Source organism: Streptomyces sp. AJS327, assembly GCF_013450295.1.
Taxonomy (GTDB): domain Bacteria; phylum Actinomycetota; class Actinomycetes; order Streptomycetales; family Streptomycetaceae; genus Streptomyces.
In genome coordinates this window covers 566,782-589,838 of the sequence record NZ_SKBR01000001.1, presented here as the reverse complement: position 1 = coordinate 589,838, position 23,057 = coordinate 566,782, and the positions used below count along the sequence as shown (strand labels likewise).

The window sequence follows — 23,057 nt, the reverse complement described above, 5'->3', positions numbered from 1 at the left end:
GCGCGCCCGGCGACCGGATTGGCGATTCGCCGGTCGCGACGAGCGGGCCAGCAACTGAAGACCGGGACCGGCGGACCCGTAAGAGCGACCGCAGCCGCAGCGTGGATGACACACCGGCCACAGCGAGGAACAGGAACCAAACAGGATGCCGACCACTCCCTCGCTCTCCGACAGGCCGGACTCAAACTCGCCAGCAGCGGATCATGGCAAGTCACCGTCGCCTACGCGGCCACATCTGCGGCTGATAGGCCAATCGGCCACCGATCCGTCCCGGCGGCCATGGCTCGGATTCGCGGCCGGGCCCACGCACTGGCCTCCGCCTTCGGTCTCTACACCGAACACAACTGGCTCGCCCGATCCCGCCTCCGCGATCCCGCCAAACCACTGAATGCCCGTCGCTTCCCACACCGCAGCCACCTCCTTGGCGTCGCGGAGCTAGCCGCCCTGGCTCACCTGCCCACCGACCCCGCCGCGCCCGGCGTCCAGCGAACCGGGGCCCGCTCGGTACCCCCGCCCGCTACGGTCCCCTCACCAGCGCCAGGACAGCAGATCAAACCCCTCGGGTGCTCCGATGCCGGGGAACGACGGCCTGTCGGTCTCGCCGTCCCCGACGCGCGACACCACCTACACCTGATGGGCGCGACCGGATCTGGGAAATCCACTCTGATCGCCAACATGGTCCTCCAGGACGTCCGGGAAGGGCGCGGTGCGGTGGTCGTGGACCCGAAGGGTGACCTGGTCATCGACCTGCTGAGCCGTCTTCCCGAGGACGTAGCAGACCGTCTGGTGATCATCGATCCGGACGACCCCCACCCCCGCCCCTGCCTGAATCTCCTGGACCGCAGAACGCACACGGACATGGACGTCACCGTGGATAACCTCACCGGCATCTTCCGCCGAATCTTCACCCAGTTCTGGGGGCCCCGCACGGACGATCTCATGCGCGTCGCCTGCCTCACGCTCCTCCACCATTCCCGCGCCGCCCACCACCCGGTCACCCTGAGCGATGTTCCACGCCTACTGTCGGAGCCCGCGTTCCGCCTCCGCCTCGTCCCGACGCTCAAGAACAGGGTGCTCCAGAGCTTCTGGCGCGACTTTGAGCAGCTGTCCGAGGCTCACCGAACCGCTGTTACTGGGCCCCTCATGAACAAACTCCGTGCCTTCCTCCTTCGAGGATTCACACAGGACATCGTCGCGGCCGGTCCCTCCACTATCGACCTTGCCGAGGTTCTCAACGGAGGCGTCCTGCTCGCCCGCCTGCCCAAGGGGGCCCTGGGGGAGGAGACGGCCCGACTCCTGGGGTCGGTTCTCGTGGCCGGAGTGTGGCAGGCAGCCTCCGCACGCGCTCGCGTCCCGGAACCCCGGCGCCTCGACGCCGGGCTCTACATCGATGAAACGCACAACTTCTTGACCCTTCCCTATCCAGCGGAGGATCTGCTTGCCGAAGCCCGCGGCTACCGACTCGCCATGACCCTGGCCCATCAAAACCTCAGCCAGTTGCACCGCGACCTGGCAGAAGGAATCTCCGCGAACGCCCGCAACAAGGTGTACTTCACTGCCTCTCCCGAGGACGCCCGCCTCCTCGAACGGCACTGCGCCCCTCACCTCACGGCACACGACCTCGCGAACCTTGGGCCGTACCAGGCCGCTGCCCGACTCGTGGCCGACAACACCGAGGCCCCGGCCTTCACCCTCGCCACCCGCCCACTTCCCTCCCCGATCCCCGGCCGAGCCTCAGCCCTGCGGACGGCCGCAGCACGACGCAACACCCGGTTCGATCATCGGTGGTGATCCTTCGTTGCCAGCCGGACTCCCCCGCCCCTCAGAAGGACCTGGATCCCGATACACCGCGCGGACGGCGACCTCCCGACCTCGGCCATCCCCCGCTCACCGGGGGCACCGGACCATCGCCGCCCTTTCCCACCGCCTCACGCCTCGCGACATCTGGCTGGCCTGGATGCTGTTCGAGCACCGCGTGCTCACGACCCGGCACATCCAGCGCCTCGCTTTCTCCAGCCTCCGGCGCGCTCAGCGCCGTCTACGACAGCTGCACGATGCAGAACTCGTCGACTCATTCCGCCCCCTGATCCTGCGTGGGTCCGCGCCCGAGCACTACACGCTCGGCTCAGCGGGAGCGGACCTTCTCGCAGCACAAGCCGGATGCGAGCGAAAGGACGTGGGCTGGCGCCCCACCCACGTCTCCCGGATCGCCTACTCCCCCTCCCTCGGCCACGACGTGGGAGTGAACGACTTCGTCACCCGGCTCGCGGCCGGTTCGTCCAGCAGCCGTCCGACAGGCCAAGCAACGCTATGGCTCTCGGAGCGCTCCTGCGCCCGGCGGTGGGGCGACATCATCCGCCCGGATGCCTACGTCCACTGGCAGGACGACAGCCCCGCGTACCCGTTTCCGTTCTTCTTCGAATTCGACACCGGAAGCCAGCCCCTCGCACGTGTCGAAGCCAAACTCGCCGGCTACCACGCATTCGCTTCCACCACAGCCACACGCCCGGCAGTGCTGATGCACACCCGGACCGCCTCGCGTGAACAGGCACTCCGGCACCGCCTTGGCAACTCCGCGCGCCACCTGAACCTGCCGATCGCCACCACGACCGCCGACCTCACCACCAACCCGTCGGGGCCGTGGTGGCTCCCCATCCACCCGCCCTCACGCCGCCTCACCCTCACCGAACTCGCGGCCCACTGGCCCCACCTCTCGCCCGCATTCGGTCTGGACCCAACTGACGCGGATACCCCGCTCACGCTTCCCGTTCCACCGCAGCCTCCCGTCGCCGAACCACCGGATCACCACGGGTGACCGTGATCGTCAGCGTCCTTGCTGGCCTGTGCTTGCTCATCGCGCTCAGCGCCACTGGAGGTGCTGCCGTGGTGTCATCCATCGGCCAGGAAGGCACGCATCAGACCGCTACCACGACGAACACACCCTCGTCGCATGCTCACTCCGACATCCCGGACCCGATGCTGGCCCTCTACCGACGGGCAGCCCCCGAGTGCCCCGGCCTTTCGTGGACCGTCCTCGCGGCGATCGGCAAGATCGAAACGGATCATGGTCGCCACCCCACCATGCGCTCCAGCGCCGGAGCCGTCGGCCCGATGCAGTTCCTTCCGGCGACCTTTCGGTCCTACGCCCACCCCGTCCCCTCCGGTGGGAAGAACCCCCCTACGCCATGGGACCCCGTCGATGCGGTTCATGCCGCCGCCCGCATGCTCTGCGCGACGGGGGCGAAGAACGGCGATCTCGAAGGAGCGATCTTCGCCTACAACCACTCCGAACAATACGTGCGGGATGTCCTTCGCACAGCGAGACGGTACAGCCGCGGAACCGCCTCCGGCCCCGCCACTTCAGCCCTGGCATTCGCCCACTCCCACCTCGGGCGGGACTACGTGTGGGGCGGAGACGGCCCCCACGAGGGCGGGTTCGACTGCTCCGGACTGACCAAAGCCGCCTATGCCACGGCCGGAGTCACACTCCCCCGCGTAGCCGAAGCCCAGTATCAAGCCACCCAGAAACTGGCTCCCGGGCAGCCCTTGGCCCCCGGCGACCTCCTCTTCTACGGAACTCCCGGCAACCTGCACCACGTGGGCCTCTACTCTGGAGAAGGACGCATGATCCACGCGCCCCGTCCGGGGACCAATATCCGCTACGAGCGCTACAAATACCCCGGCCACGACTTCTACGCGGCCACACGCGTCACCCTCACCAACGAGCGCCGGTGAGCAGGCACGTGCCCCCGCCTCCCTCTTGTACTGGCCCCTCACCGGAGCAGGCGCGTTCGCTGCTGTCCGCGCTGAGCCGCTGCCTGTGTGGCGTCGCGATGCTCACAGGGCTGTTCACAGCGGCCAACGTGACCCTTTTCGCCACCGCACGAGGGGTGCCGTGGCCCATCGCGATCCTCCTCGACCCCATGGTCGGACTGGCGCTGGCCACCGTCCTGTACGGAGACGCTCGGCTGGCCGCTTTCCAGGTACGGCCGCCACGGTGGTCCGTGTGCCTTCGATGGGGTACTGGCCTTATCGCCACCTTGATGAACACCTGGACCTCCCTCTGGCCGCCGAGGCACGGACCGGCCGATCCAGTCGCCTGGCCCACCGATCTCGATCCGGCTGGGGTTCTTCTTCACGCAACGCCGACCCTCTTGCTGATCGGCTTGACCGAGACCGTGGCCGCCTACCGTCGGACCCTCACGCCGTACCTGCGCCCGCTCAGCAGCCCGGAACCAGTCGGGTCGGTGTCGGTCGGCGCGGTGGTGGAGGAGGGACACGATCCGTCTACACGCGGAAGCACGGTATGGGAGCAGGCGCTTCAGATCGACAGAGCACACCGCATGGCGACCAACCGTCCCGCGAGCGTCTGGCGTCTGCGCACCGCCTTGCATCTGGGCCCGGCCCGGGCCCGGCGTCTCTACGAAGAACTGCACCAGCACCACTGCCAACACCGCGAATCAGCTCCTCCGGAGTGATCGAGCCGACGGACAGATCACCGGACTAAGCCGTCTGTCCACCAGCTCTTGCCGATCGGGACGGACCTCCTCGCACCGTCTCCGACCAGGCACGACAGTCGTCTTGACACAACCGGAGTGTCGAGAGTTCATGGTCGGCGGCGGGAATCACATCGCGCTGTACACGCGATCCCGCCGTCTCACGCCGCGTACTGAACGCGCCACCCCGGCCGGGGACCCCACCCGTGAATCGGAAGTTGAGGTCCCGTCATGTCACATCAACGAACCCCATCAGCTCAGGATGGCTCCGCGCTCACAGACCAGCAGGAGGCGGTCCTCTCCGCGCTTCGGGCCAACCCCGGAACCACTACCGTCGCCCTCGCCAAGACCGCCAACCTGAGTCGATCAGTAACCGCCAAAGCACTTGTCGTGCTGGAGCGGCAGCAACGAGCTGTTCGCAAGCTGGGGCGGCGCGTAGCGGGCAGCGGTCAAACTCCGGATCTGTGGAGCCCCTACACGGAGGCAACGCCCAGCTCCACGCCGGTTCCTGATAGGGACGAACATGCCGACAACAGCGCCGAAGAGGTCAAGGCAGGCCCCGACCAGCGCACGTCCCACAACGACCTCACCGAGGAAGACTCCGTAGCCGGGAAACCGCTGAACGCTGAGTGCGATGCGGTGTCCGATTCGTCGGATCGCCCTGACACGAATCACCGCGATGACGAAACCACGACCAAGGAATCGCCCCTACCACCTGAACCGGGCGAGCGGTGCACGCTCTGCGGGACGCTCCGCCGTCCTCCGCGCACGGGTGGACACTTGCGCTCCGGCGAGTTGCACCAGATCGTGCTGAGGCACATGGAGACGCACCCAGCCTCCGAGTTCACCGCAACGGGCCTCAGCCGAGCGATTGACCGGTCGGGAGGTGCGATCGCCAACATCCTGCCGAAGCTAGTGAAGTCGGGAATGGCCAGGCAGGTCTCCGACAGTCCGCGTCGCTTCCAGTACGCGGGCTCGCGACCCATCGACAGCCGAGAAGGCTGACACATACGCCGGTGCCCGCACCGAAGTTGGCGCGGGCACCGGCGTATTCAGGAGACGCGAAGAGCGAGCACCGGACCGTGCTGCGGGATCTCATGTCGAGGGACAGGCCGCTGGTCCGCCATGCCCGCACACAGGGCGTAGAGGATGTGGCTGGGCGCGGCGGCGCTGGCCACACCGGCCCACAGCAGGCGCTCGGCCCCCGGGAGGCGAGCGGCGAACACCCACGGTGCGCGCCTCTGAGCCCGTAGTCCCTCCTCGCCGGGGACTTCTGGCTTGCGCGCAATGACCAGGCCCCGGTCCTCGGGCGAGTACCAGGTCACGTCGTTCGTGCCGTGATCGGCCATCCACTCGCCCTCCGCCAACGGTTCGGTGGCTTGCGGCGGTACATGCTGTCGCGGTGTTGCGGTCCACCGATTCACCGAGTCCGCGACGGCGGCCGGGAATTCAGGCGGAGTCCGGTGTGAGAACTTCACTTTCCACACGGGCGATGCTTCGAGGGCTGGGTGCCCGGTGAATTCCCAGTGCCACACAAGGTCCGGTGACTCCGGAACGTCGTCACAGGCATAGATGCGCTGACGGGCCACCACGAGCCGACTGTCGCAGCGGTACACGAAAACTGATGTCCGGTCCGCGTACCCCTGGTGGTGCCAGTCGGGGCCGAGCACCGTCATGGACGATTCGGGGCCCGCCAGATACAGAGGCGCGACCATGTAGCGGTATCGATCGCTGGTCTGAATGTTCATGTTGATCTTCCTTGTTGTGCTGTCCCGGTCACGGAGGGGTGGACCATCCGGAGCCCGGAGACCGGGGCGGGAACGCGGGGGTGGGATGCGCGGTGGGGCCGGGAGGTCGTCTCCCGGCCCCACCGTCATGCGGAATGCAGCGCAGATGTGGCGGCTTTGGCGAGTACGTCCACTGCTTGTGCCGGGGCCCCGAGTTCGATCCGGGGCACGTCGGGCGCCGCGCGCCTGAGCACGTCGTGGGGGTCCGGGGCAAAGGTCAGCCAGAGCAGGGCACAACCTGAGTTCCGCAGCGCGCCAAGACAGGAGTTCGCCTCCGCCCACTGCTCGGGCGTGAAACGGCCGTCGGAGGCAATGGCGAGCAAGCGGCCACCAGTTCCAGCACTGGTCAAGCCCAGGGCTGCGTCCAGAACGTTGATCGCCCCTCCGAGGCAATGACCACCGCCCACGGCTTCGAGTTCAGTCACCTGGCTCGGCGTACGTCCTGGCGCGGTGATGGCGGTGATGCACTTGTCGAAGGTCACAGCGGCGAACGTCGAGTCACGGCCGGTCACCGCAACGGCCTTCGCCAGGATCCAGGCTGCTGAGGCGATCGGCCCGCACGCGTCCTTCATGGACCCGGACACGTCCAATGCCACTCCGAACCGCAGCGATGGATTGGGAGCGCGCTGATATCGGGTCCGGTGCCAGGGGGCCGCAGTCGGGATCTGCCCTGCGGACCTCTGGGCATCACGGGCCAGCGCGCCTCGCATGGACAGTCGTCCTGGAGGTGTGGTCGTGGGCACCCGCGTGGAGACGCGTTCGCGGTGGGCGGCTACACGCAGGGCTCGGCCCAGTCGTCCGGCAGCCACTTTTTCCCCCGCTGTAGGTGGGCGTGTACCGGCGACCGGATTGCGCACCTGCGGTGAATCTGACTTGGAGTGCGGAATTGGCTGTGGAGTCCCCGGCGCGAACACACGCCGGGCCTGATGGGCGGCAGATGCACGAGCGGCGACTTTCCGCTCTCGTTCCTCCACTCGCGATTTCCGGGCACTCTGTGAGGCGGTGGCCGCTTCAACTTCACTGGCCGCCTCCTGCGCCTCACCACCGGCCACTCGGCGGACGCATTCTGCCGCCGTACGCGTGAAGCTGTTGGCCCGGGATTCCGGTTGCTGGCGAAGGGCCGCGAGTACCTCGCGCCAGGCCCGGGCGTGCTCCATCATCGCTTCGGCATCGGTGTCCGCCGTCGCCTGAGCAGCCCGCCAGATGAGACGGAGCTTCGACAGCACCTCGGCCCCGAGGACTTCGGTGATCCTCGCTTCGAGCACCCTTACCTCATCAGCGTCGAGGATCCCCGCATCGCGACGAGCGAGGATCAGTCCTGCCACCCACGCCGCAGCCGGAGGAGCCTCCGGCCGATAGGTCGGCATGTCGGGCATCACCAAGCGTGCGACGCAGGCGCGAAGCCAGCGTCGGTCATGTGGCCGACGCGCGAGGTGGGCGGATTCCGCGCGGGACTCCTCCAGCAGCTGTGCCACATGGTCCACCGGCGTTCCGCGTAGCGCGGTGGGGGTAACCCATCGGGAATGGGCAGCGTGTGCCGCTTCATGGACGAACGCTCCCCAAGCGGCCGGATACAAGACTTCGTTCCCCACGTGGCGGGGCCTCAATTGGGTTACCGGAAGCGGCGCGAAAACCGCCCGCCTCATCTCCAGCGCAGCTAGGTCGGGGATGAAACAGGCATCGGCTCCAATCCTGGTTTGTGGGAGGCAGGAGACGATTACGTCATCCCGCCCGGCCAGTTCGACTACGCGGTCGGACAACTCCGCTCCGACTCGGTGCCATTCAGGGTCGATCGCCTCTCGGGTGGGAATGGGCACCGCACCACCCTCGCCTTCCCAAACGGCTAGGTCGTGCCTTTCGGTGGATGAAGGCAGGTGGCGAATGTACATCTGAGCAGGCATGATTCCTCCTTGGGTGGTTCGGAATAGGGGGCCTACCCGGGCATGTGATTCCGCGAGGGAACACGGGGGGGCATACTTGCGCCTAGATCTGCCGCCCCAGCGACAGCGGTGTGACTGAACTGCCGATTACCTTCTCAATGACTTCAGACACAACGTCGCGATCCTCTGGCGGCGCGATACCTACCAAGTTGGCGAACGCTGCCTCTGATCCCAGAAGTTTCTCGATTTTTGCGTGTGCTAGAAGTTCACGTAGCTGCGGCGCCCATCCGACCTCGTCCGCATCCGCTCTCCGCGCCAGGTTCCGGGCAATTCGCACCGCCGCTCGGCTGACGCCCAGTGCGATTGCGAGGTCGTAGTCGGACCCAACCTGAATCTGTACCGAGAAGCGACTAGCTAGGGCTTCAGTCATGACCGCTCCGTGTACACCCGGGTTGTGACCAGCGGTGACGTAGAAGCCGTCGGCGGCTGTCACGACTTCCCCTCCCAGGGCTTTCAGTTGGATTTGACGGCGACCGTCCATGGCGGGGTAGAGCGCTGCCAGGACCTTGGGGGAAATCAGTGTCGCGTCGTCGATGAGCAGTGCTCGTCCCTCCTTCATGGCGACCACCAGTGGGCCGTAGATGAACTCGTAACTGCCGTCATCGCGTTGGGTGTATTCCCCTACAAGGTCCGCGACTTCGGTGTCGCCGTCTCCCGCCACGGTGATCAAGTCAGGGAAAGCCGCTTCGACCAGGGATGTCTTCCCCGTCCCGGGAGGCCCATAGAGAACTACTGGGACGTTTGCATCACGGAGACGCGACAGCACTTCCACGTCCGGGAGGTGGGCCAGTTGACGCGGATGATACTTCGTGCCATTCGGTCGTTCGATCGGCCCTGAAGCGCCCAGAGTTCCTGACCGCCGCTTTCCAGGGTCCTGTGTATCGGCTGGCGTATTCAGTGAAGCGGAGCCCGAAGAACGGGTAGAAGATTCGGGACCTGTGCCGCGTTCAGCTGCCGCCGGAGTGAGGGTGTTCGCAACATAGGTACGAGGCGCTGTTCCCGTCTGCAGGGCTTCTCCCGCGCACACCAGGGAGTTGAGAGCGTTGCCGACGGCGCCATTGCTGTGGTTGCCCAGTTGGGCCACCATCTCCGCTACGGTGAAGGACCGCCATGGATTACTGGACAGGCACGCGGCCACCTTCGCACGAAGAGGGGCGAGACGTCGCGAGGTGCGTCCTTGGTCGACCGTTCCAGATCCCGCTCCTCGGGAGGCAGGAATACCGGTTGTGGCGGTGGTGATGTTGGTGCGCATGAGTGTCCCATCGCAGATCTATCGCGGGAAATTCAGGTGCGCCCGTTACGCGTGTCGGAATCTTTGAGCTGACACTCTAATCCCGCACCAGACGCACTCCACCAGCACTCGCATTCTCATGCGGCACCGGTTGGATTTCGTTCCGTTTCTCAGGAACACAACGAGAATAGCGTGGTGGCTGCACGATTTAAAATGGGCCACCATCTGCGAATTCTGGGGACATCAAAGGTGACACGACAGAAATGGGGGAAATTCTCGATGGTCACGACAGATGGCGTCGCCCAAAAGCCCGACGGCGACGGGTTTGAAGAAATGGGGAAAATGCAGATTCACCCTCGCCAGTGAATCCTGCACAGGCGTGCGACACCAGACGCCTGGGCGCCCATAAAGTCGATAAATGCCACTTACCGCCAATGACTGGGCGACCAGTACTGCGTCATCCCGCGTCTACGGAGCCAAGGCACGGACTAGGGACCGTGGAGTGAGGAGATGAGTACCTTCCACAAGAATCAGTCGCACACCTCAAAAGATTGAAGGGAGCAATCCGCGGGGCACCACGATCGAGATGGTCACCATCAACCGATATTCAGTCGCCCTCGCCTCTTACTGGCCCGCACATGCCTCATCCTGCGGCGGAGGGATTGCGCGGGTGGCCGCCTCCATATCCGCCCACCGATGCGCTGCCCGAGGCGGCCCCGGATGCGAACCGCTCACTTCGGACGTCAGGGGATCTCGATGGCTCCTGACGAGCCAGCGGTGCGTACGCGTTCCGCGATGCGGTGTGCGGGTCGCGCCTTCCGGGATCGGTCGGCCCGCGCGATCACGGAGTCGCCCAGCAGGGCGCGGGTGGACGGGTCCGGCTCTAGTCCGAGGTCAGATAGATGCGCTCGCAGGCGGACGTAGGTGCGACGGGCTGCGTCGGAGCGGCCGCTGTGCATGTGAAGGTTGATGACGTGCTGATAAAGGAGTTCGATGTCCGGATGCCAAGAAATTAGGCGTTCGAGGTGAGCCACGGCGTCTTGTGTGATCGATCGCTCAATTTTGGCCTGTTGAGCCAGCTTAACCACCGCACCAACCGCATCGCGGATGCAATTTTCACGAATGGGCTCCACCCACAACCAATCCACGCCATTCAACACTGGCCCATGATAGGCGTCAAGCACTTTCGATAGCGCTTCGGCATGGAGTTCATCTACTGCTTTTGTCGAGTTCTTGACCGCGTCATTAAATTCAGCGATATCGGTTCTCACGAGCGTGGGTGATAGTTTGTGGAGCTCCCCGAAGAGCGTTAAGAACTCTGCTTTTCCGTTTCCGGTTGCTGTACGCAATGCGCGTCGTACAGCTCGGCGGAGATTCTTCAGCTGATGGGCAATCTGGTCGGCGTTTCCGTCCAGTCGAAGATGACGGGCGACTTCCGCGGAGACGAGTCCGGCCGGGTGTGTGGCCAGAAGGGCCAGGAATTCGCGAGCCTCGCTGCGCAGGTGGCCACAGACGGGCTCGTCACGCCCAGGCACCCGCACCGTCATGGGGCCGAGGAGGCAGATCCGTACCCTCACGCCGTCTCGCGTATCCGCTTGTGGGCACAGAGCTTCCGTGGTTTCGAACTCCGGGGCCTCGTTTTGCGAGTTCTGGGCGATGGGAGCAATTGGGGTCGGCGAAACGGCTGGTGATGGCTGGGGGCCGTCTAACGGCAGACCCGAGCCTCCCTGATCGGCCTCGGAACCGGTCGCTGTTGGTGTTCCGGTGCTCTCCGGCTCTGGAAGGGGTTCTCCCTCCAACGAGTCGGGGAGAGAGGGCGGGTCGGGGGGTTCGTCGTCTTGCGCGCGGGCGAGGTAGGTGGCGACGTCCGCGGTTGCTGCCTGGGTGAGGTGGAACAGCTGAGTCCCTTCCAAGACATGTGCTTCGTGTTCTGGTGGCTGGGCGCGGACGTACCCATCGGCCGTCACCTCCCAGACGGCTGCCCCGGGAAGTGCGGCATGAAGGGTCAGAACAGCGAGGACACCGGGCTTCGCGCAGGCCGCCATGTCGCGCAATCGGTCCGAGCTGGTTGAGGTGAGGGCCCGGTCGGCCATGACGATCAGGAGCCCCGGGTCAGGGCGTGGGTGTTCGGCGGAAGCTTCCGAGTGATGGCGCGCGTGGGCGAGCAGGTGTGCTTCGGCAAGCTCCAGGAGCTGTTCGTCATCGCTGGTCGCGGTGAGTACGGGTCCTGAGCACGTCCACCCCTCGGTGTCCGGCAGGAGGTGGTGGGCAAGGTGCGCGGGGAGGCCAGCGGTGACGGTACACGTGAGAGCCGAGGTGCGTGCGGCAGCGGCGAGGATCGCGGTGAGGAGGGCGCGGACTACCGCCTCGGCTCCAGGGCCGGTGAAGGAGTGGCCGCCCGACGTGGCCATCACGTCAATGGTGATCTCGGCGCCGTCGCGCGTGCCGATCGTCACGTGGGAGTCGGCGTGCGGCGTCGCGGGGGGTGGGCGGCGGGTCAGCAGGGCGTCGGGGTCAGACGAAGGGGACGCGAGGGTTGCTTCTCGGGCTGCTTGGCAGGCCAGGTCTACCACTGGTGTGAGCCGCGGTACTGGGTCGCCGTCTGGTCGGCCCGTTCTGGTGAGGCGACGTGTTCGGCGAATGCGGTAGACCCGTCGGGCGGCGAGGAGGCTGGCGGCAGTGGTGACGCCGATGACTCCGGCCTCACCCAGGCTGATCGCTGCCGAGCCCCGGTCCCCGACGGTGTCTGTCTTGCTGCTCGGGTGGGCCGCGCGCTTCGGCCGGTTTGAGGTGGGGGCGGGGCCCGCTGGATCGGGCGTGGTTGGTGCGCCTTCCACGCGGGGGCGGGGTGCGGCGGGTGGCTCGGTGGCCGACTTCTTGAGGTTGGGTTCCGTGAGGGCGGGGAGGAGCAGCTGCCAGCCCGGGCGGAGTGCGTTGGGGTCGGTGAGGCGCTGGCCGCCCGGCTGGGGACGGTCCTTGTTTATGGCCCAGATCCGCGGCCACTTCACCCCCTCGCCCAGGTGTCGGGTCGCAAGGTCCCACAGGGTGTCGCCCTCCACCGCCGTGTACGTGATGACTGGTTCCCCTCGCCGGCGGTCCTCCGCGGGCTCGTGCTTGGGAGGACTCGTCGGTTGCGAAGCTGCCGCGATGACCGGCGTTCTCAGCGCCTCCGTCGTGGGTGGGACGGCGGTGGCTGGCCGGATCGCGGCGAGCACGCTGAGGAGGGCTGCGCCGACGGTGGCAGCGGCGACCCAACGCATCGGGCTGAGACCGGTCATGTGGGCCTGGTGCGCCTCCCGGTTCCAGGCGAGGTGCGGGAGGTGAAGGGCATACCAGGAGATCTCGCGAATTACCTGCGTGGTGAAGACCGCCCAGCACCCCCATCCAATGAGCGCGAGGATGTCGAGAAGCGCTGGGTCGGTGACCGGTGCGGCCAGTCTTTCCCTCAGTTCGGTCCACGAGAGGACCTGGTCAGGAACCGGCATCCCGACCGCGTTCCACAAGATCATTGGGACGCCGACAACCCATCCGGCGACGATCGCGCCGGAGGCCAGTGCCTGACCGAGGTGACCGGCTCTGTGCACGATCCGAGAGGTCATTTTCGTCGTTGGTTCCCTCGCGTGTCAGGGGGCCTCGGTCGCAGGCCGCGCCCCGGCAGTTGCCTGGGTGCGGCCGGTCAGTTCGGTGAGCCCGATGAGCCGGAGAACCTGAGTACGTTGACGGTGGTCGACGGTCACGGTGACCGTGCCAGGTCCCGCGTTCACGCGCACGGCCCCCTGGAATTCGGAACGCGCGAGGTAGTGGCGCGCTGCTGCGGCGGCTTCGGCATCGCGAAGGCGAACCGCGTGGCCCCTTCGCAGACGGTCCACGTCGAGGCTCTGGGCACCTGCGCGGGCTGCTTCCTGTGCGACATCGTGAGCTCTGGAGGCGGTGGCCATAGCTAGGCCGCCGTCAACCACGATCCCCGCGCCCAGCCATGCGGCTGCGATCCCGGCGACGACAAAGGCGGTCACCTGTCCTGCCTCCCGGTGACGACCGGTGGCGTGGTGGATGACCCTCCGGGTACGCCGCTCGATGAAGGCAGGGGTCACGGGCTGCTCCGGAAGGCGTCGATGGGTGAGAGCGCGTGCTCGGTCAGTGTGACCTGGCCGGGAAAACCGGTACGGGTGAGATCCCCGAGAGTCGTGGTGCACTCAACTCCCGTTCGGATGGCGCCACCTGGGGTGAGCCCGTCGGTGTCCACCACGATCTGTGTGCGCGCACAGGCAGCGCCAGCATCGCGAAGCGCGGCAGCCACGGCCTGGCGCGCGGCCGATCGGGCGGCTTCCTCGCTTCGGGCGATCGACGCGGCGCGCGCGGCTTGGTGTGCCGCGTCCGAGACGACCAGTCGCGCATCCACAAGCCGTCCGAGCGCTACGGTGATCAGCGCCACCAGGATCAGCAAAGGGATGAGGATGACCAGTTCGGTGGTGGCTGAGCCCCGCTCGGAGGACGACCTCACAGTGTCCGGTGGACGTTCTGCGATGGACGGCGGCAGGGAATGGTCGTTCACGGCCAGTCTCCCACGGTCACTCGCTCCACCGCTCCCGACGCCGTTCCTCCAGCACGCAGCGTCAGGCCCGGCACAGCACGCAGTACTTCACCCTCGACCTTCACTGTCGCGAACGCAGTTCCACGTCGCACTGTCACCCGCGGACTGGTCAGTACTCGACCCGCCACCGCGCCCAGCCGCTCACGGGCCCGGGCCTCCCCTTCTGCTGGGCTCCCACGATGGGCCCGGGTGGCAGCGAGGGCTTCCTGCGCGGTGTATTGCGCGAGATGCTGAGCGTGCCACGCCAGCGCACCCTGCACCACCAGTAGACACACCAGCAGCAACAGCGGAGTGCACACCACCAACTCGGTTGTTGCCGCCCCGCGCTCGCGGTCGGATCCACGCCCCAGGCGACAGTGCGACCGGTTCTCCATGTGCTCCCCTAGCCCATATCGATACCGATGGCGCGCCCCATGACGTGGTCTGTGATCACACTCCCCACACTGATAGCGAGCACGGCCATGAGACCAATGATGATCACTGTTTCGGTCGTATAGCCGTCGTCCCGGCAGGCTCGTCTTCGAACCAGCTGGAGGTGGGCCCGAAGAGCTGCGAGAAGTTCGAGGTGCATCAGTAGTGCTCCTTCACATGGTGAGGACGTGAGCTAAGGCGGGGTAGCCGATCAGGATCAGGAAAGCCGCGAAGAGACCCACTAGCGGAAGGCTCATCCGCTCGGTTGCGGCCTGCGCCTCCCCTTCCAGGTCGGCGAGGCGTCGCTTACGCATCGCACGGGCCTTGGCGTCAAGCGAGACGCGGATCTTGGCGCCCTCCGACCCCGCGAGGTCCAGCGTCGAAGCTATTTCGCAGAGTTCGGGAACGTGAGTCTTTCGCCCGACCTCGGCCATGTGGCGCCAAGGGGAAGTGCGGGTGGTAGTGGCCAGAGTCCAAGCGTGGCGCAGCTTGCTGGCCGCCCATCCGCGGGGGGCTTCGGTGGCCTGCTGAAGCGCCTGATGCACTCCAGCACCGCCGGCGAGAGCGATCACGGTCAGGTCCAGCACAAGGGCGAGTGTGTGCCGCATCTGCGCCTGCCGGTCCCGAGCCCGCTGACGGATCGCGAGATCAGGTACGAAGAACAAGACCGCGGCGAAGATCACCGATGTGGCCAAAGACATCCAGCTGCCGGGCCACCTCCCCACTCCCACCCCGTAAACGCCTAGGGCGAGCCACGGTGCGATAAGCCCTGCCACAGCGCAGGCTGTCTTCTCGGCCAGGTGCACTTCCACGTCCGTGCCGCAGACCTCCAAGTCGGCGCGGACCGCCGCAGGGGGCCAGCCCAGTGCCTTGGCCATCGGAACGCCGGGACTTCCAAGGCGCACAGCCCAGGATCGCCCAGCGCGGGATGCCTCGGAGTTCGGGATGGCGGGTGCCTCCAGCGATCTGAGCAGCGTCCTGAGGTTCGCGCGGGGCGGGCGCATGCCGAGTACCAGGACCGTCAGACCGATGCCGAACGCCGCGCCCAGCAAGGGAATCATCAACGTCATCGGACCTCCCGGGCCGAGGGCACGCGCGCTCCGGCCGTCACGTCCAGCAGGCGTGGTTCAGGGGCGAGTTGTGACAACGTGTGAAGCCAGGCGAACGAGGCTGCGAGAAGAAGTCCCGCGACGGCGAGCACGGACTGCCCGATTACCGTGTTGAATGGATCGAGATAGGGACGGTTGAAGACCAACAGCCCGGTGACCATGGCGAGGGTGACGCCGATGGTGACGCGTACCCCCGTACGGATGCTGGCCCGGCTCGCGTCGATCTTCTGCCGTGCGGCCACCTGTTCCCGGACGGACTCCGCGAGGTGTCCCAACAGTGCCGCCAATCCGGACCCCTGCTGGTGTGCGGCCATCATCAGCGCGGTGATCACCACGTCGGCGATCGGGTCATCCACCGCCTGGGCGAAGTCCTCCAACGCGTCGACCAACCCACACCCCTCGCGCACCGCTGTTGCCAACTGTGTGAGTTCGTTCTTCAGGGCAGCCGGAGCGATATCGGCCGTGGCCAAGATGGTTTGCTCCAACCCGGCGGCGGCGGACAAGGTGTCGCGCAGCATCTCCGACCAGCCGGCGAGAGCCTCCAGGCGCTCGGTTCGCCTTCTCGCGCCCCGATCCGGTCCCAGTGTCTCCGGCAGCGTCAGTAGCCCGATAGCCGTGAGAATGGCGGCGACAGGCCAGCCCGTTACCGCCCCCGTGATCACTCCCCCAAGCATGGCCGACACCAGCCGAGGTCTGCTGCGCCAACCACGCGGAATACGGACAGCAGTTGTCCGCAGCCATCCGATGACGGCGGGAGTCGAGTCATGGCCCCGGGGGCCGGACCACAACCCGGCCACCAGCATCACGGCCCCTCCGCCGAAGAGAAAACCGAGGAGCGTAGCTGCGGGAACACCGAGTTGACCGATAACCCTCATGAGGAGGTCCATCATCGAGCCGCTCCGGCTCCGTCGAGTTCCGCGCGGGTCTGCGCTCGCAGGCCAGACGCTGGCACTGCCCGTCCATCGGGTCCTGGCGCATAGACCTCGTTGGAGATGATCTGCGGGCCATCCGCGTCAATCACTTCACGGACCGAGTCGATGCACCGGCGCCCGCTCGTGTCCCAGCCCAGGTGCACCACGAAGTGCACGGCAGAAGCCACGAGTAGGTGCGTCGTCTCCAGCGACAACCGCTCCGGAGCCTGGGCAGCGTAAGTAGCGAGTTTCGTGAAAACTCCGCGCGAGGTGGAGGAGTGGATCGTGGAAAGCGAACCGTCATTGCCCTGCGACATCGCCTGACACATCGGGATGACCTCAGCACCCCGAATCTCCCCAACAATCACCCGGTCCGGTGACATACGCAATCCCCAGCGCACCAGCTCCGCCTGATCGATCCCGCCGACGCCCTCGATATTCGGTTCCCGCGCTTGCAAGGAAACGGAATTGAGATGGGTATTGCCGAGACCGAGCTCAAGCGTGTCCTCGATCGTCACCAACCTCTCGTGTGAAGGGATCGCAGAAGCAAGAGCACGCAATACCGTGGTTTTGCCGAGGTTGGTGCCCCCGGCGACGATGAGGTTCTTCCTGGCTCGCACCAGCCGACGCAGAAGCCCAGCCATATCCTGATCGCACACGCCGAGGCGAACCAAGTCCCCCAGATCCAGACGCTGATAGCGGTGGCGTCGAATCGTGACCGACACACGCTCCGTGACCGCCATTACCGCAAAAAGCCTCGACCCATCCGGCAAGTGGAGGTTGAGACGGGGCATTCCGCGGTCGAAGCGCCGTTCCTCCCCCGTCGCGCGGGCCGCCAGAGTGCGAAGGCGCTCGATCAATTCCGCGTCGGAGGTCGCGACCGGTGCCTCTCTCCGCCACTGCCCGTTCCAATCACGCACCCACACGACGTCGCACCCGTTCACGCAAATGTTCTCCACGCCGTCATCAGCCAGCAGCCGGTCCAGGGCCCCCGCCCCCTCCAGGGCATCGATCACCTCCCCACCGACACGGATCTCTTCCTCTGCACTCAGCCCCCGCTCACATCGCGTCAAGGCAGCGCGGCGCAGGGCAGCGAGTTCTTCGGCGACCAGCCGGTCGAGCGTGCCCCGCCGCTCGGAGTCGGACTCTGGCGGCAGCCCAGCTGCCTCCCGCTCATCGGCCAAAGCGGCGAGCCGAGCGACGACACGCTCCCGCACTTGGTAGACCACCGCGGACACATCGGGTAGCTGAGCATCACCGTGGTGCTGCGCGCTTCCGACCTGCGACGGCACGTTCGTGTGTGGGTGAGTCATCGATCAACCCCGGGCCTCGTGCTGTTGTGAATCACATGCGTCAACGGCTCAACCGGGTTGCCTCGCCTCGCGTCGGCCACCACCTCGCCCGGCGCGGTGAGACTTCGCGCGAGCCGGTGTGCTTCGCGGACCAGAGGGCGGGCGAACAGGCTCTCACCGGAGAGTCCATTCATCGGAGGCGACCGAAAACCCCCTAGCACAGCTGCTGTACGAGCATCCCAGGGCAGGAACTCCACCCGGGCCATCCCCAGCGAGTCACTGATTTCTCGCGCCGGATAGGGACAGGGCCCAACGACCACCAGGCGCCAGCCCGAAGCCTGAGCACCCCACTCCGGTACACGGGCCGCTACCCGGGCAAGGGCGTCAGCACCGCCCCGACTCACGATCACGACTTCGTCCGCGTCCGAGAGCAGCGCTCCGTGTTCCGGACTCGCCCGGCCCAAGTCCATCAGGACTGTGCCGAAGTCCGCGTCGGTCCCGCGCAAAACCCCAACACCTTCCTCGGTGGCGAGAAGCCGAATAGCCTCCGTGCACGGCCCCCTACCGGCAGGGGCGATCACCACGCGCACGCCTACAGAAAGGTCCTGTACCGCACCCAGAAGCGAACCCGGATGCGCACGGCCCACCATGGCCGCGACGTCGACCAGTCCTGGGGCACTCGGCACGCGGAATCGCGGACCCACATCACCACCTCCAGGGCCCGCCTCGATCACTGTGGGCCGAACTCCGCTCGCGGACGGCGCCCAGCAAGCCGCCAGGGCAAGAGCGGTCGTGGTCGCTCCTGGTGCCCCGGACACCGAGGTCACTGCGATGAGTCGGCGGGTCACGGCATCTCACGCCCTACGGCCGGAAGCACCACCACGCGCGGTCGGTCCAAGGACACTGCCCGGCGAACCGCGGGCGTCTCCACGAGAACCCGGACCTCTCGCGCATCGCCGGTAGATGCTGGCTCCCTGACCCCCGTCACGGTCCCGGCGACCGGATCCGGATCAGGGCCGGGTGCCTCGACCTCGCCCTCCCCGCTGTCCGGAGGGCCGGAAGGAGCACCTTGGTCAGGCCCGGGCAGTAATGCCACCCGGTCACCACGAGCAAGGTTAGAGGGGCCAGCTCCGGCCTCCATTCCGATTGTGACCTGGGACATTCCCACCGGTGGATACGCAGCCCGACCGCCGACCATGCCGGGAGCGACCAAGGCACCGGCGGGAAGCGGCAAGCGCGCCCTGTGCCCAACTACCTCGGTCCGACGGTCCAGCGGAATCACGCCCCGTTCGACAGCCGCTCGCACGGTGCGTAGATCCTCCCGTCCAATCACCTTGCCTGCCGGAACATCGCGGGCCACCACCAGAACCTCCGCGCGATCGCTGGCGGCCATCACGACCCAGCTGAACGCCACAGCAGAAACCATCACAGTGCCCAGTCCACCCCAAATCCACGCCGGGCGCCGCCTCCGATCACCAACTACTCGCCCTCTACCTGAATCTGGATTGTCCGAGTTCGGCTTCGCGGTCGCTGGTCCCGCAAAAGGCAAAGAGGTACCCATACATCACCTGTGAAAAAGAAAGAAAATGAACCCATGAGGTGTTCAACCAATCGCGCGCCGTCACATAATCAGCGCATCACAATCGTCTGCACCTCACGCACGGCCACCCGCTGATTCGCGGATACCGACAACCCCGGCACCACCCCGACCTCGCCCGCGCCCTTCCAGAACACATCCCAGATGACCCTGACAGTCACCAAGAACCGGCCGCCCGAAGCACTCCGATAGGTATACCCACAGTCGGGCGACGGCTCCATGCCATCTGTACGAGCCGAGTACGGTGTCCCGGGCCCCTCGCATATCACCGACGATCCATCACCCATCGACCACACCGCACGACGAGGCCGCGCCGTAGCAGTCACCGACACCCCACCCACCGCAGCCGATTCAGACACCGGCCGCCATGAAGACCGCGCCAACCACAACCACGTCGGCACCTGAACCACCTGAAAAGCATGTCCCGGACTCATGCGAATCACCGGGGTTGGTAAATCAAGACGAGTCGCCGCCCGCTTTGCCACTGCCGCTACCGGAGGCGCTTTTCCTCCTTTCCCAGCATCAGGTTGCGGTGCCACGTGGTACGGCAGACGGGAACCCAACTCCTCCGGCGTTACCTTCCGATTCCGGGATGAATTCCCAGACCCAGCAGAAGGCTTTCCAATCAAAGGTGCATTCTCAGGAATTCTACGCGAAGCATCACCTTTTGAGCGTGACGTGGCCACAAGATCGCAGCCCTCGTCACACCCCACACTGACGCCCTGCATTCCGTCCTTCGCCCCCTCTGCCCATGCAGCTGGCGTCAAAAAGTTTCCGCAGACTACAATAGCCGCCGATGCCGCCATAGTTCTGCTCATACCGGGGGTCAGCATGAACCGGCCTCGTGCAGGTAGAGGGAGGTCACCTTCCACTCTCCCTTAACAACCTCCACAATCGCGTCAGCCCGATCGTGACTCCCCGGAACATGGTTCTTGAGGGTGCCATCACGCTTGTACAGCAACCACTTGGTGTCATCGACACAGTCACGCAACTTAACTCGTTCTTCGGTGGCATCGATGACCCGAGGTGCGATGCGAGGGCGCCCACGGCTGACCACGTCGTTCTTGGCATTCTGCGTCAGTCCGAACTTCAGCAACCGAAGCGCCGCGCCCTGAGCATGATCATCCAACTGCGGTGACGAGGCGTCCGAGGTCTTCGACGCCTGCGCCATGTCTTCCCACATCGCGCGGTACGCAGCCACCGCACCCACGCCGGGACTGGTAGAGGCGCGCGCGGAAGGCACCGACGTGGGCGAGACATCGGTGGTTCTGGGTGGCTCGCTGTCCTCACGAGCAGCAGAACAGCCAATCACAGCGATCATCATGATCAAGGCCGTGCCGAACCACCTTGTCGCCGCCCTCATCACTCACCGTCCCCAGCACTCTCGAACCCAAAATCAGCACCGGCAGCAGTTATACGCCACAGTGAGCTACCCACCGCTCACGCCGTAAACCTCGGCACTAAGGGTCTACGCCTTCGGGCCGGCATCGCTCGGTCAACAGTCCGACCGCTGGAAGATGATGAGCACGCCTTACCCGAACTCAAGTAGGGCCCGGCGCGCTGTGATGACCTGCGCTGTCGCATCAGTAGCGACGGACTGACCTGGCCACGTCACTGTGACATTCCACTGCCGGGACACGACTTCTGGTGACTCGTCGGGAGAAGGATCCCAACTCACAGTCAACTCTTTCGAGTGGGTACCCAATTCCCATCCAGAATTCCTCTATATTATCTACCTCTAAGGTTAGAATATCAGCCACTTTCCCGCATATTTCCTCTCGATCGAGGATGATCGAGAACCATATACATTTCCCAGGTACTTTCTATGGAACCCTCAGGATCCTTTAGTGAGAGTGTGCACGATATGCAGAAGCATCCGGTCAGGCAGGTTTAACCCAGTAACCCGCCAGCATCTCGCCCGGCCACGCGGGCTCGTGAACCGTTCCGCGCGGTCCCATCGCCGCGAAGTAGGGCGAAAGATCGTAGATCTTCGTCCCGACGACGGCGTCCAGGTCGGCCACCCGCAGGCTGAGCCCATCGACCTTCAGCAACCGCGGGAAGCTCTGCGCCAATTGGTTGGGCCGTCGGTGATTGCGGTGGGCGAATGTTCCCGTGGCCGGCCACTCCGTGTTTCCGCGTGGGCTGCGAGCGTGGTACTCAACGTCATCGGGTGACGCTTGATCGAAGTGCCACACGACGATCAGGTGGGAGAACTCCTCCAAGCCCTGCACGGCGTCGAGAGGGAACTCTGTGTCGAGCTGGATCACCGACTCGACATCTCCCCAGAAGTCATCGGCAACTTCCGTACGGCCCGCGATGACCTCTCCGATCGGCTCGATCTCCAAAGCCATGGCTCCAGCCCTTCGATTCGGTCTCAACGATACATATGATCAATCTACTTGGGCCAGGTAGGAGGCCGCTCGGGAGTCGATCGTGCCAACTGCGGGGATGCCGCGCTTCCGGTAGGGCGAGAGAAGTTGCCGCATGTCAACAACCGTCTGGCGGGCTCGACCCGAGTAGATCCCGTCCTCCATGGCGTCCAGGGCCTTGGACCACGTCGAACACGCTTCCTCGACGCCGCCCTGCCCGATCTGCGCGGCCCCCATGTACCCGAGGGTGACCGCGTGCGTGCGCCGGAAAGCAGCCCCCCGCGTGCGTACGGAGTGCCGGAACTCCTTGACAGCGCGGTGGTGATCACCGAGATCCCGCAGTGTGCACGCTGTCTCGTGCGCGAGAGCCGCCTCGCCGAAGAAGAAGGTCCGGGCTGGTTCCCTGATCCCGTCGCTGGCGTTCGACAGGTCATCCTCGGCGCGGAGAAGCGACCAGGCCGCCTGCTGCTTGTGGCCGTTCGCGGCGAGCGTCCGCGCGTGCACCACGCCGAGGAGTGCTCGCTCCCGGGGAGTGGCCGCCGCGTACCGCTCACCGTCCACCGACGTTTGGGCGATCTGAAGGGCCTCGCGACGGAACCCCAGGTCGAGCGCCTGATGCGCCATGGCGCGCAGGATATGCCCGCTGAGGGGAGCGTCGCCGGAACGCGCAGCGAGCTTCACCGCGGTGTTGAAGCGCTGGAGCGCGACGGCGTGCTCGCTGTTGTCGAACGCCATCCAGCCGGACACATAGGCCAGCTCGGCGGAGGCCGAGAACATCGCCCGTCGGGCCGCGTCGTCGGCGAACCGGCCCCGGAGGAAGTCGTGAGCATCGTGCTTCAGGTACTCGTCAACTGCGCGCCGACCGTGGCCCCCGCCGCGACTCTGGTCCATGCGGGAGAAGGCCAGAGTCAGCTCGCGCACCATCTCGACGTCGCCGTGCCCGACACGCTTGCCGGTCGAAGGCTCGTCCGCTGGCGGCCTGGACATGGCGTCCCACCACGTGGCATCCGGCAAGAGCAGTGCCGCTGCGGAGTACACACCACCTGCCAGCAGACCGCGTCGGTCCGTGTCCACTCCACTCTCCAAATCCTTCAGCACGATCAAGGGATCGACGCGCCAGTCCAGCGCCTCCTGCGCCGGTGAGATGGAAGCCGCGAACCCGGCTTCTTGTGGCGTGATTTCACGCTTTAGACGGCGGGACAGCGCCTGGCACAAGATAGCGGGCGCGACCCCTGTCGGCTCAGTGCCACCTACCCACATACTCACGTGGGAGCGCCCGATCTTGGAGTTCTCCCGCACCTCCCCGTTCAGCGTCTCGACGGC

General features: G+C 65.9%; 22 protein-coding genes. 6 read left to right on the top strand and 16 right to left on the bottom strand.

The window, feature by feature from the left end; all coding sequences use genetic code 11:
• Positions 1-633 precede the first annotated feature (633 nt).
• From E0L36_RS27350 to E0L36_RS02320, 5 genes are all read left to right on the top strand, one after another.
• Positions 634-1,791: a type IV secretory system conjugative DNA transfer family protein gene (locus E0L36_RS27350; RefSeq protein ID WP_258015872.1), complete on the top strand. Its 1,158-nt coding sequence runs from the start codon at positions 634-636 to the stop codon at positions 1,789-1,791.
• Positions 1,792-1,957: 166 nt separating this feature from the next.
• A complete protein-coding gene (locus E0L36_RS02335; protein WP_308416604.1) occupies positions 1,958-2,815 on the top strand; it encodes a replication-relaxation family protein in 858 nt (285 codons plus the stop codon).
• On the top strand, positions 2,812-3,735 hold the full coding sequence (locus E0L36_RS02330; protein ID WP_308416603.1) for an NlpC/P60 family protein: 924 nt from the start codon (positions 2,812-2,814) through the stop codon (positions 3,733-3,735). The genes E0L36_RS02335 and E0L36_RS02330 overlap by 4 nt, the downstream gene beginning before the upstream one ends.
• Before the next feature lie 431 nt (positions 3,736-4,166).
• Positions 4,167-4,478: a hypothetical protein gene (locus tag E0L36_RS27345; RefSeq protein ID WP_258015871.1), complete on the top strand. Its 312-nt coding sequence runs from the start codon at positions 4,167-4,169 to the stop codon at positions 4,476-4,478.
• A gap of 249 nt (positions 4,479-4,727) precedes the next feature.
• Complete coding sequence (locus E0L36_RS02320) at positions 4,728-5,501, top strand: hypothetical protein (RefSeq protein WP_180927174.1); 774 nt, start codon at positions 4,728-4,730, stop codon at positions 5,499-5,501.
• Positions 5,502-5,548: 47 nt separating this feature from the next.
• Here E0L36_RS02320 and E0L36_RS02315 read toward each other — a convergent pair whose 3' ends face one another.
• The 3 genes from E0L36_RS02315 to E0L36_RS02305 form a co-directional block, all read right to left on the bottom strand.
• Positions 5,549-6,244: a hypothetical protein gene (locus E0L36_RS02315; RefSeq protein WP_180927173.1), complete on the bottom strand. Its 696-nt coding sequence runs from the start codon at positions 6,242-6,244 to the stop codon at positions 5,549-5,551.
• Between the two features lie 125 nt (positions 6,245-6,369).
• Positions 6,370-7,758 carry a VWA domain-containing protein gene (locus E0L36_RS02310; protein WP_258015870.1) on the bottom strand — a complete coding sequence of 463 codons (1,389 nt, stop codon included), beginning with the start codon at positions 7,756-7,758 and terminating at the stop codon, positions 6,370-6,372.
• A 508-nt stretch (positions 7,759-8,266) separates the two neighbouring features.
• Complete coding sequence (locus E0L36_RS02305) at positions 8,267-9,361, bottom strand: AAA family ATPase (protein WP_374705501.1); 1,095 nt, start codon at positions 9,359-9,361, stop codon at positions 8,267-8,269.
• Between the two features lie 285 nt (positions 9,362-9,646).
• Here E0L36_RS02305 and E0L36_RS02300 point away from each other — a divergent pair, with 285 nt between their 5' ends.
• Complete coding sequence (locus E0L36_RS02300; protein WP_180927170.1) at positions 9,647-9,820, top strand: hypothetical protein; 174 nt, start codon at positions 9,647-9,649, stop codon at positions 9,818-9,820.
• Positions 9,821-10,197: 377 nt separating this feature from the next.
• Here E0L36_RS02300 and E0L36_RS02295 read toward each other — a convergent pair whose 3' ends face one another.
• From E0L36_RS02295 to E0L36_RS02235, 13 genes are all read right to left on the bottom strand, one after another.
• Positions 10,198-13,053, bottom strand: coding sequence for a BTAD domain-containing putative transcriptional regulator (locus E0L36_RS02295; RefSeq protein ID WP_180927169.1), 2,856 nt, complete (start codon positions 13,051-13,053; stop codon positions 10,198-10,200).
• A 24-nt stretch (positions 13,054-13,077) separates the two neighbouring features.
• The gene (locus tag E0L36_RS02290) at positions 13,078-13,545 is read right to left on the bottom strand and encodes a pilus assembly protein TadG-related protein (protein WP_219636078.1); all 468 of its coding nucleotides are present in this window, start codon (positions 13,543-13,545) and stop codon (positions 13,078-13,080) included.
• Positions 13,542-14,006 (bottom strand): TadE/TadG family type IV pilus assembly protein, encoded by a 465-nt coding sequence (locus tag E0L36_RS02285; protein WP_308416602.1) that lies wholly within the window; start codon positions 14,004-14,006, stop codon positions 13,542-13,544. Before E0L36_RS02285 ends, E0L36_RS02290 begins: the two co-directional genes overlap by 4 nt.
• Positions 14,003-14,419, bottom strand: coding sequence for a TadE/TadG family type IV pilus assembly protein (locus tag E0L36_RS02280; RefSeq protein ID WP_180927168.1), 417 nt, complete (start codon positions 14,417-14,419; stop codon positions 14,003-14,005). Before E0L36_RS02280 ends, E0L36_RS02285 begins: the two co-directional genes overlap by 4 nt.
• Positions 14,420-14,427: 8 nt before the next feature.
• The gene (locus E0L36_RS02275) at positions 14,428-14,616 is read right to left on the bottom strand and encodes a hypothetical protein (protein ID WP_180927167.1); all 189 of its coding nucleotides are present in this window, start codon (positions 14,614-14,616) and stop codon (positions 14,428-14,430) included.
• A gap of 13 nt (positions 14,617-14,629) precedes the next feature.
• Entirely contained in the window at positions 14,630-15,526 is an 897-nt protein-coding gene (locus tag E0L36_RS02270) for a type II secretion system F family protein (RefSeq protein WP_308416601.1), read from the bottom strand.
• Positions 15,523-16,455 carry a type II secretion system F family protein gene (locus E0L36_RS02265; RefSeq protein ID WP_258015869.1) on the bottom strand — a complete coding sequence of 311 codons (933 nt, stop codon included), beginning with the start codon at positions 16,453-16,455 and terminating at the stop codon, positions 15,523-15,525. The genes E0L36_RS02270 and E0L36_RS02265 overlap by 4 nt, the downstream gene beginning before the upstream one ends.
• Positions 16,452-17,714 carry an ATPase, T2SS/T4P/T4SS family gene (locus tag E0L36_RS02260; protein WP_308416695.1) on the bottom strand — a complete coding sequence of 421 codons (1,263 nt, stop codon included), beginning with the start codon at positions 17,712-17,714 and terminating at the stop codon, positions 16,452-16,454. Before E0L36_RS02260 ends, E0L36_RS02265 begins: the two co-directional genes overlap by 4 nt.
• Positions 17,715-18,612: 898 nt before the next feature.
• Positions 18,613-19,161, bottom strand: a complete 549-nt coding sequence (locus E0L36_RS02255) for an SAF domain-containing protein (RefSeq protein WP_258015992.1) — start codon at positions 19,159-19,161, stop codon at positions 18,613-18,615.
• Between the two features lie 236 nt (positions 19,162-19,397).
• Complete coding sequence (locus E0L36_RS27340; protein ID WP_258015868.1) at positions 19,398-19,526, bottom strand: hypothetical protein; 129 nt, start codon at positions 19,524-19,526, stop codon at positions 19,398-19,400.
• Between the two features lie 665 nt (positions 19,527-20,191).
• Positions 20,192-20,689: a hypothetical protein gene (locus E0L36_RS02245; protein WP_258015991.1), complete on the bottom strand. Its 498-nt coding sequence runs from the start codon at positions 20,687-20,689 to the stop codon at positions 20,192-20,194.
• A 556-nt stretch (positions 20,690-21,245) separates the two neighbouring features.
• Positions 21,246-21,716, bottom strand: coding sequence for a TrmO family methyltransferase (locus tag E0L36_RS02240; RefSeq protein WP_180927164.1), 471 nt, complete (start codon positions 21,714-21,716; stop codon positions 21,246-21,248).
• Positions 21,717-21,755: 39 nt separating this feature from the next.
• Positions 21,756-22,721, bottom strand: a complete 966-nt coding sequence (locus E0L36_RS02235; protein WP_308416600.1) for a Tat pathway signal protein — start codon at positions 22,719-22,721, stop codon at positions 21,756-21,758.
• Positions 22,722-23,057 lie beyond the last annotated feature (336 nt).

Coding starts and splice junctions, on each gene's coding strand:
- E0L36_RS02240 (WP_180927164.1), bottom strand. CDS start 21,716: ATGGCTTTGGAGATCGAGCCGATCGGAGAGGTCATCGCGGGCCGTACG.
- E0L36_RS02335 (WP_308416604.1), top strand. CDS start 1,958: ATGCTGTTCGAGCACCGCGTGCTCACGACCCGGCACATCCAGCGCCTC.
- E0L36_RS02275 (WP_180927167.1), bottom strand. CDS start 14,616: ATGCACCTCGAACTTCTCGCAGCTCTTCGGGCCCACCTCCAGCTGGTT.
- E0L36_RS02255 (WP_258015992.1), bottom strand. CDS start 19,161: ATGGCCGCCAGCGATCGCGCGGAGGTTCTGGTGGTGGCCCGCGATGTT.
- E0L36_RS02235 (WP_308416600.1), bottom strand. CDS start 22,721: ATGTCCAGGCCGCCAGCGGACGAGCCTTCGACCGGCAAGCGTGTCGGG.
- E0L36_RS27350 (WP_258015872.1), top strand. CDS start 634: ATGGGCGCGACCGGATCTGGGAAATCCACTCTGATCGCCAACATGGTC.
- E0L36_RS02320 (WP_180927174.1), top strand. CDS start 4,728: ATGTCACATCAACGAACCCCATCAGCTCAGGATGGCTCCGCGCTCACA.
- E0L36_RS02315 (WP_180927173.1), bottom strand. CDS start 6,244: ATGAACATTCAGACCAGCGATCGATACCGCTACATGGTCGCGCCTCTG.
- E0L36_RS02265 (WP_258015869.1), bottom strand. CDS start 16,455: ATGATGGACCTCCTCATGAGGGTTATCGGTCAACTCGGTGTTCCCGCA.
- E0L36_RS02295 (WP_180927169.1), bottom strand. CDS start 13,053: ATGACCTCTCGGATCGTGCACAGAGCCGGTCACCTCGGTCAGGCACTG.
- E0L36_RS02245 (WP_258015991.1), bottom strand. CDS start 20,689: ATGATGATCGCTGTGATTGGCTGTTCTGCTGCTCGTGAGGACAGCGAG.
- E0L36_RS02280 (WP_180927168.1), bottom strand. CDS start 14,419: ATGGAGAACCGGTCGCACTGTCGCCTGGGGCGTGGATCCGACCGCGAG.
- E0L36_RS02270 (WP_308416601.1), bottom strand. CDS start 15,526: ATGACGTTGATGATTCCCTTGCTGGGCGCGGCGTTCGGCATCGGTCTG.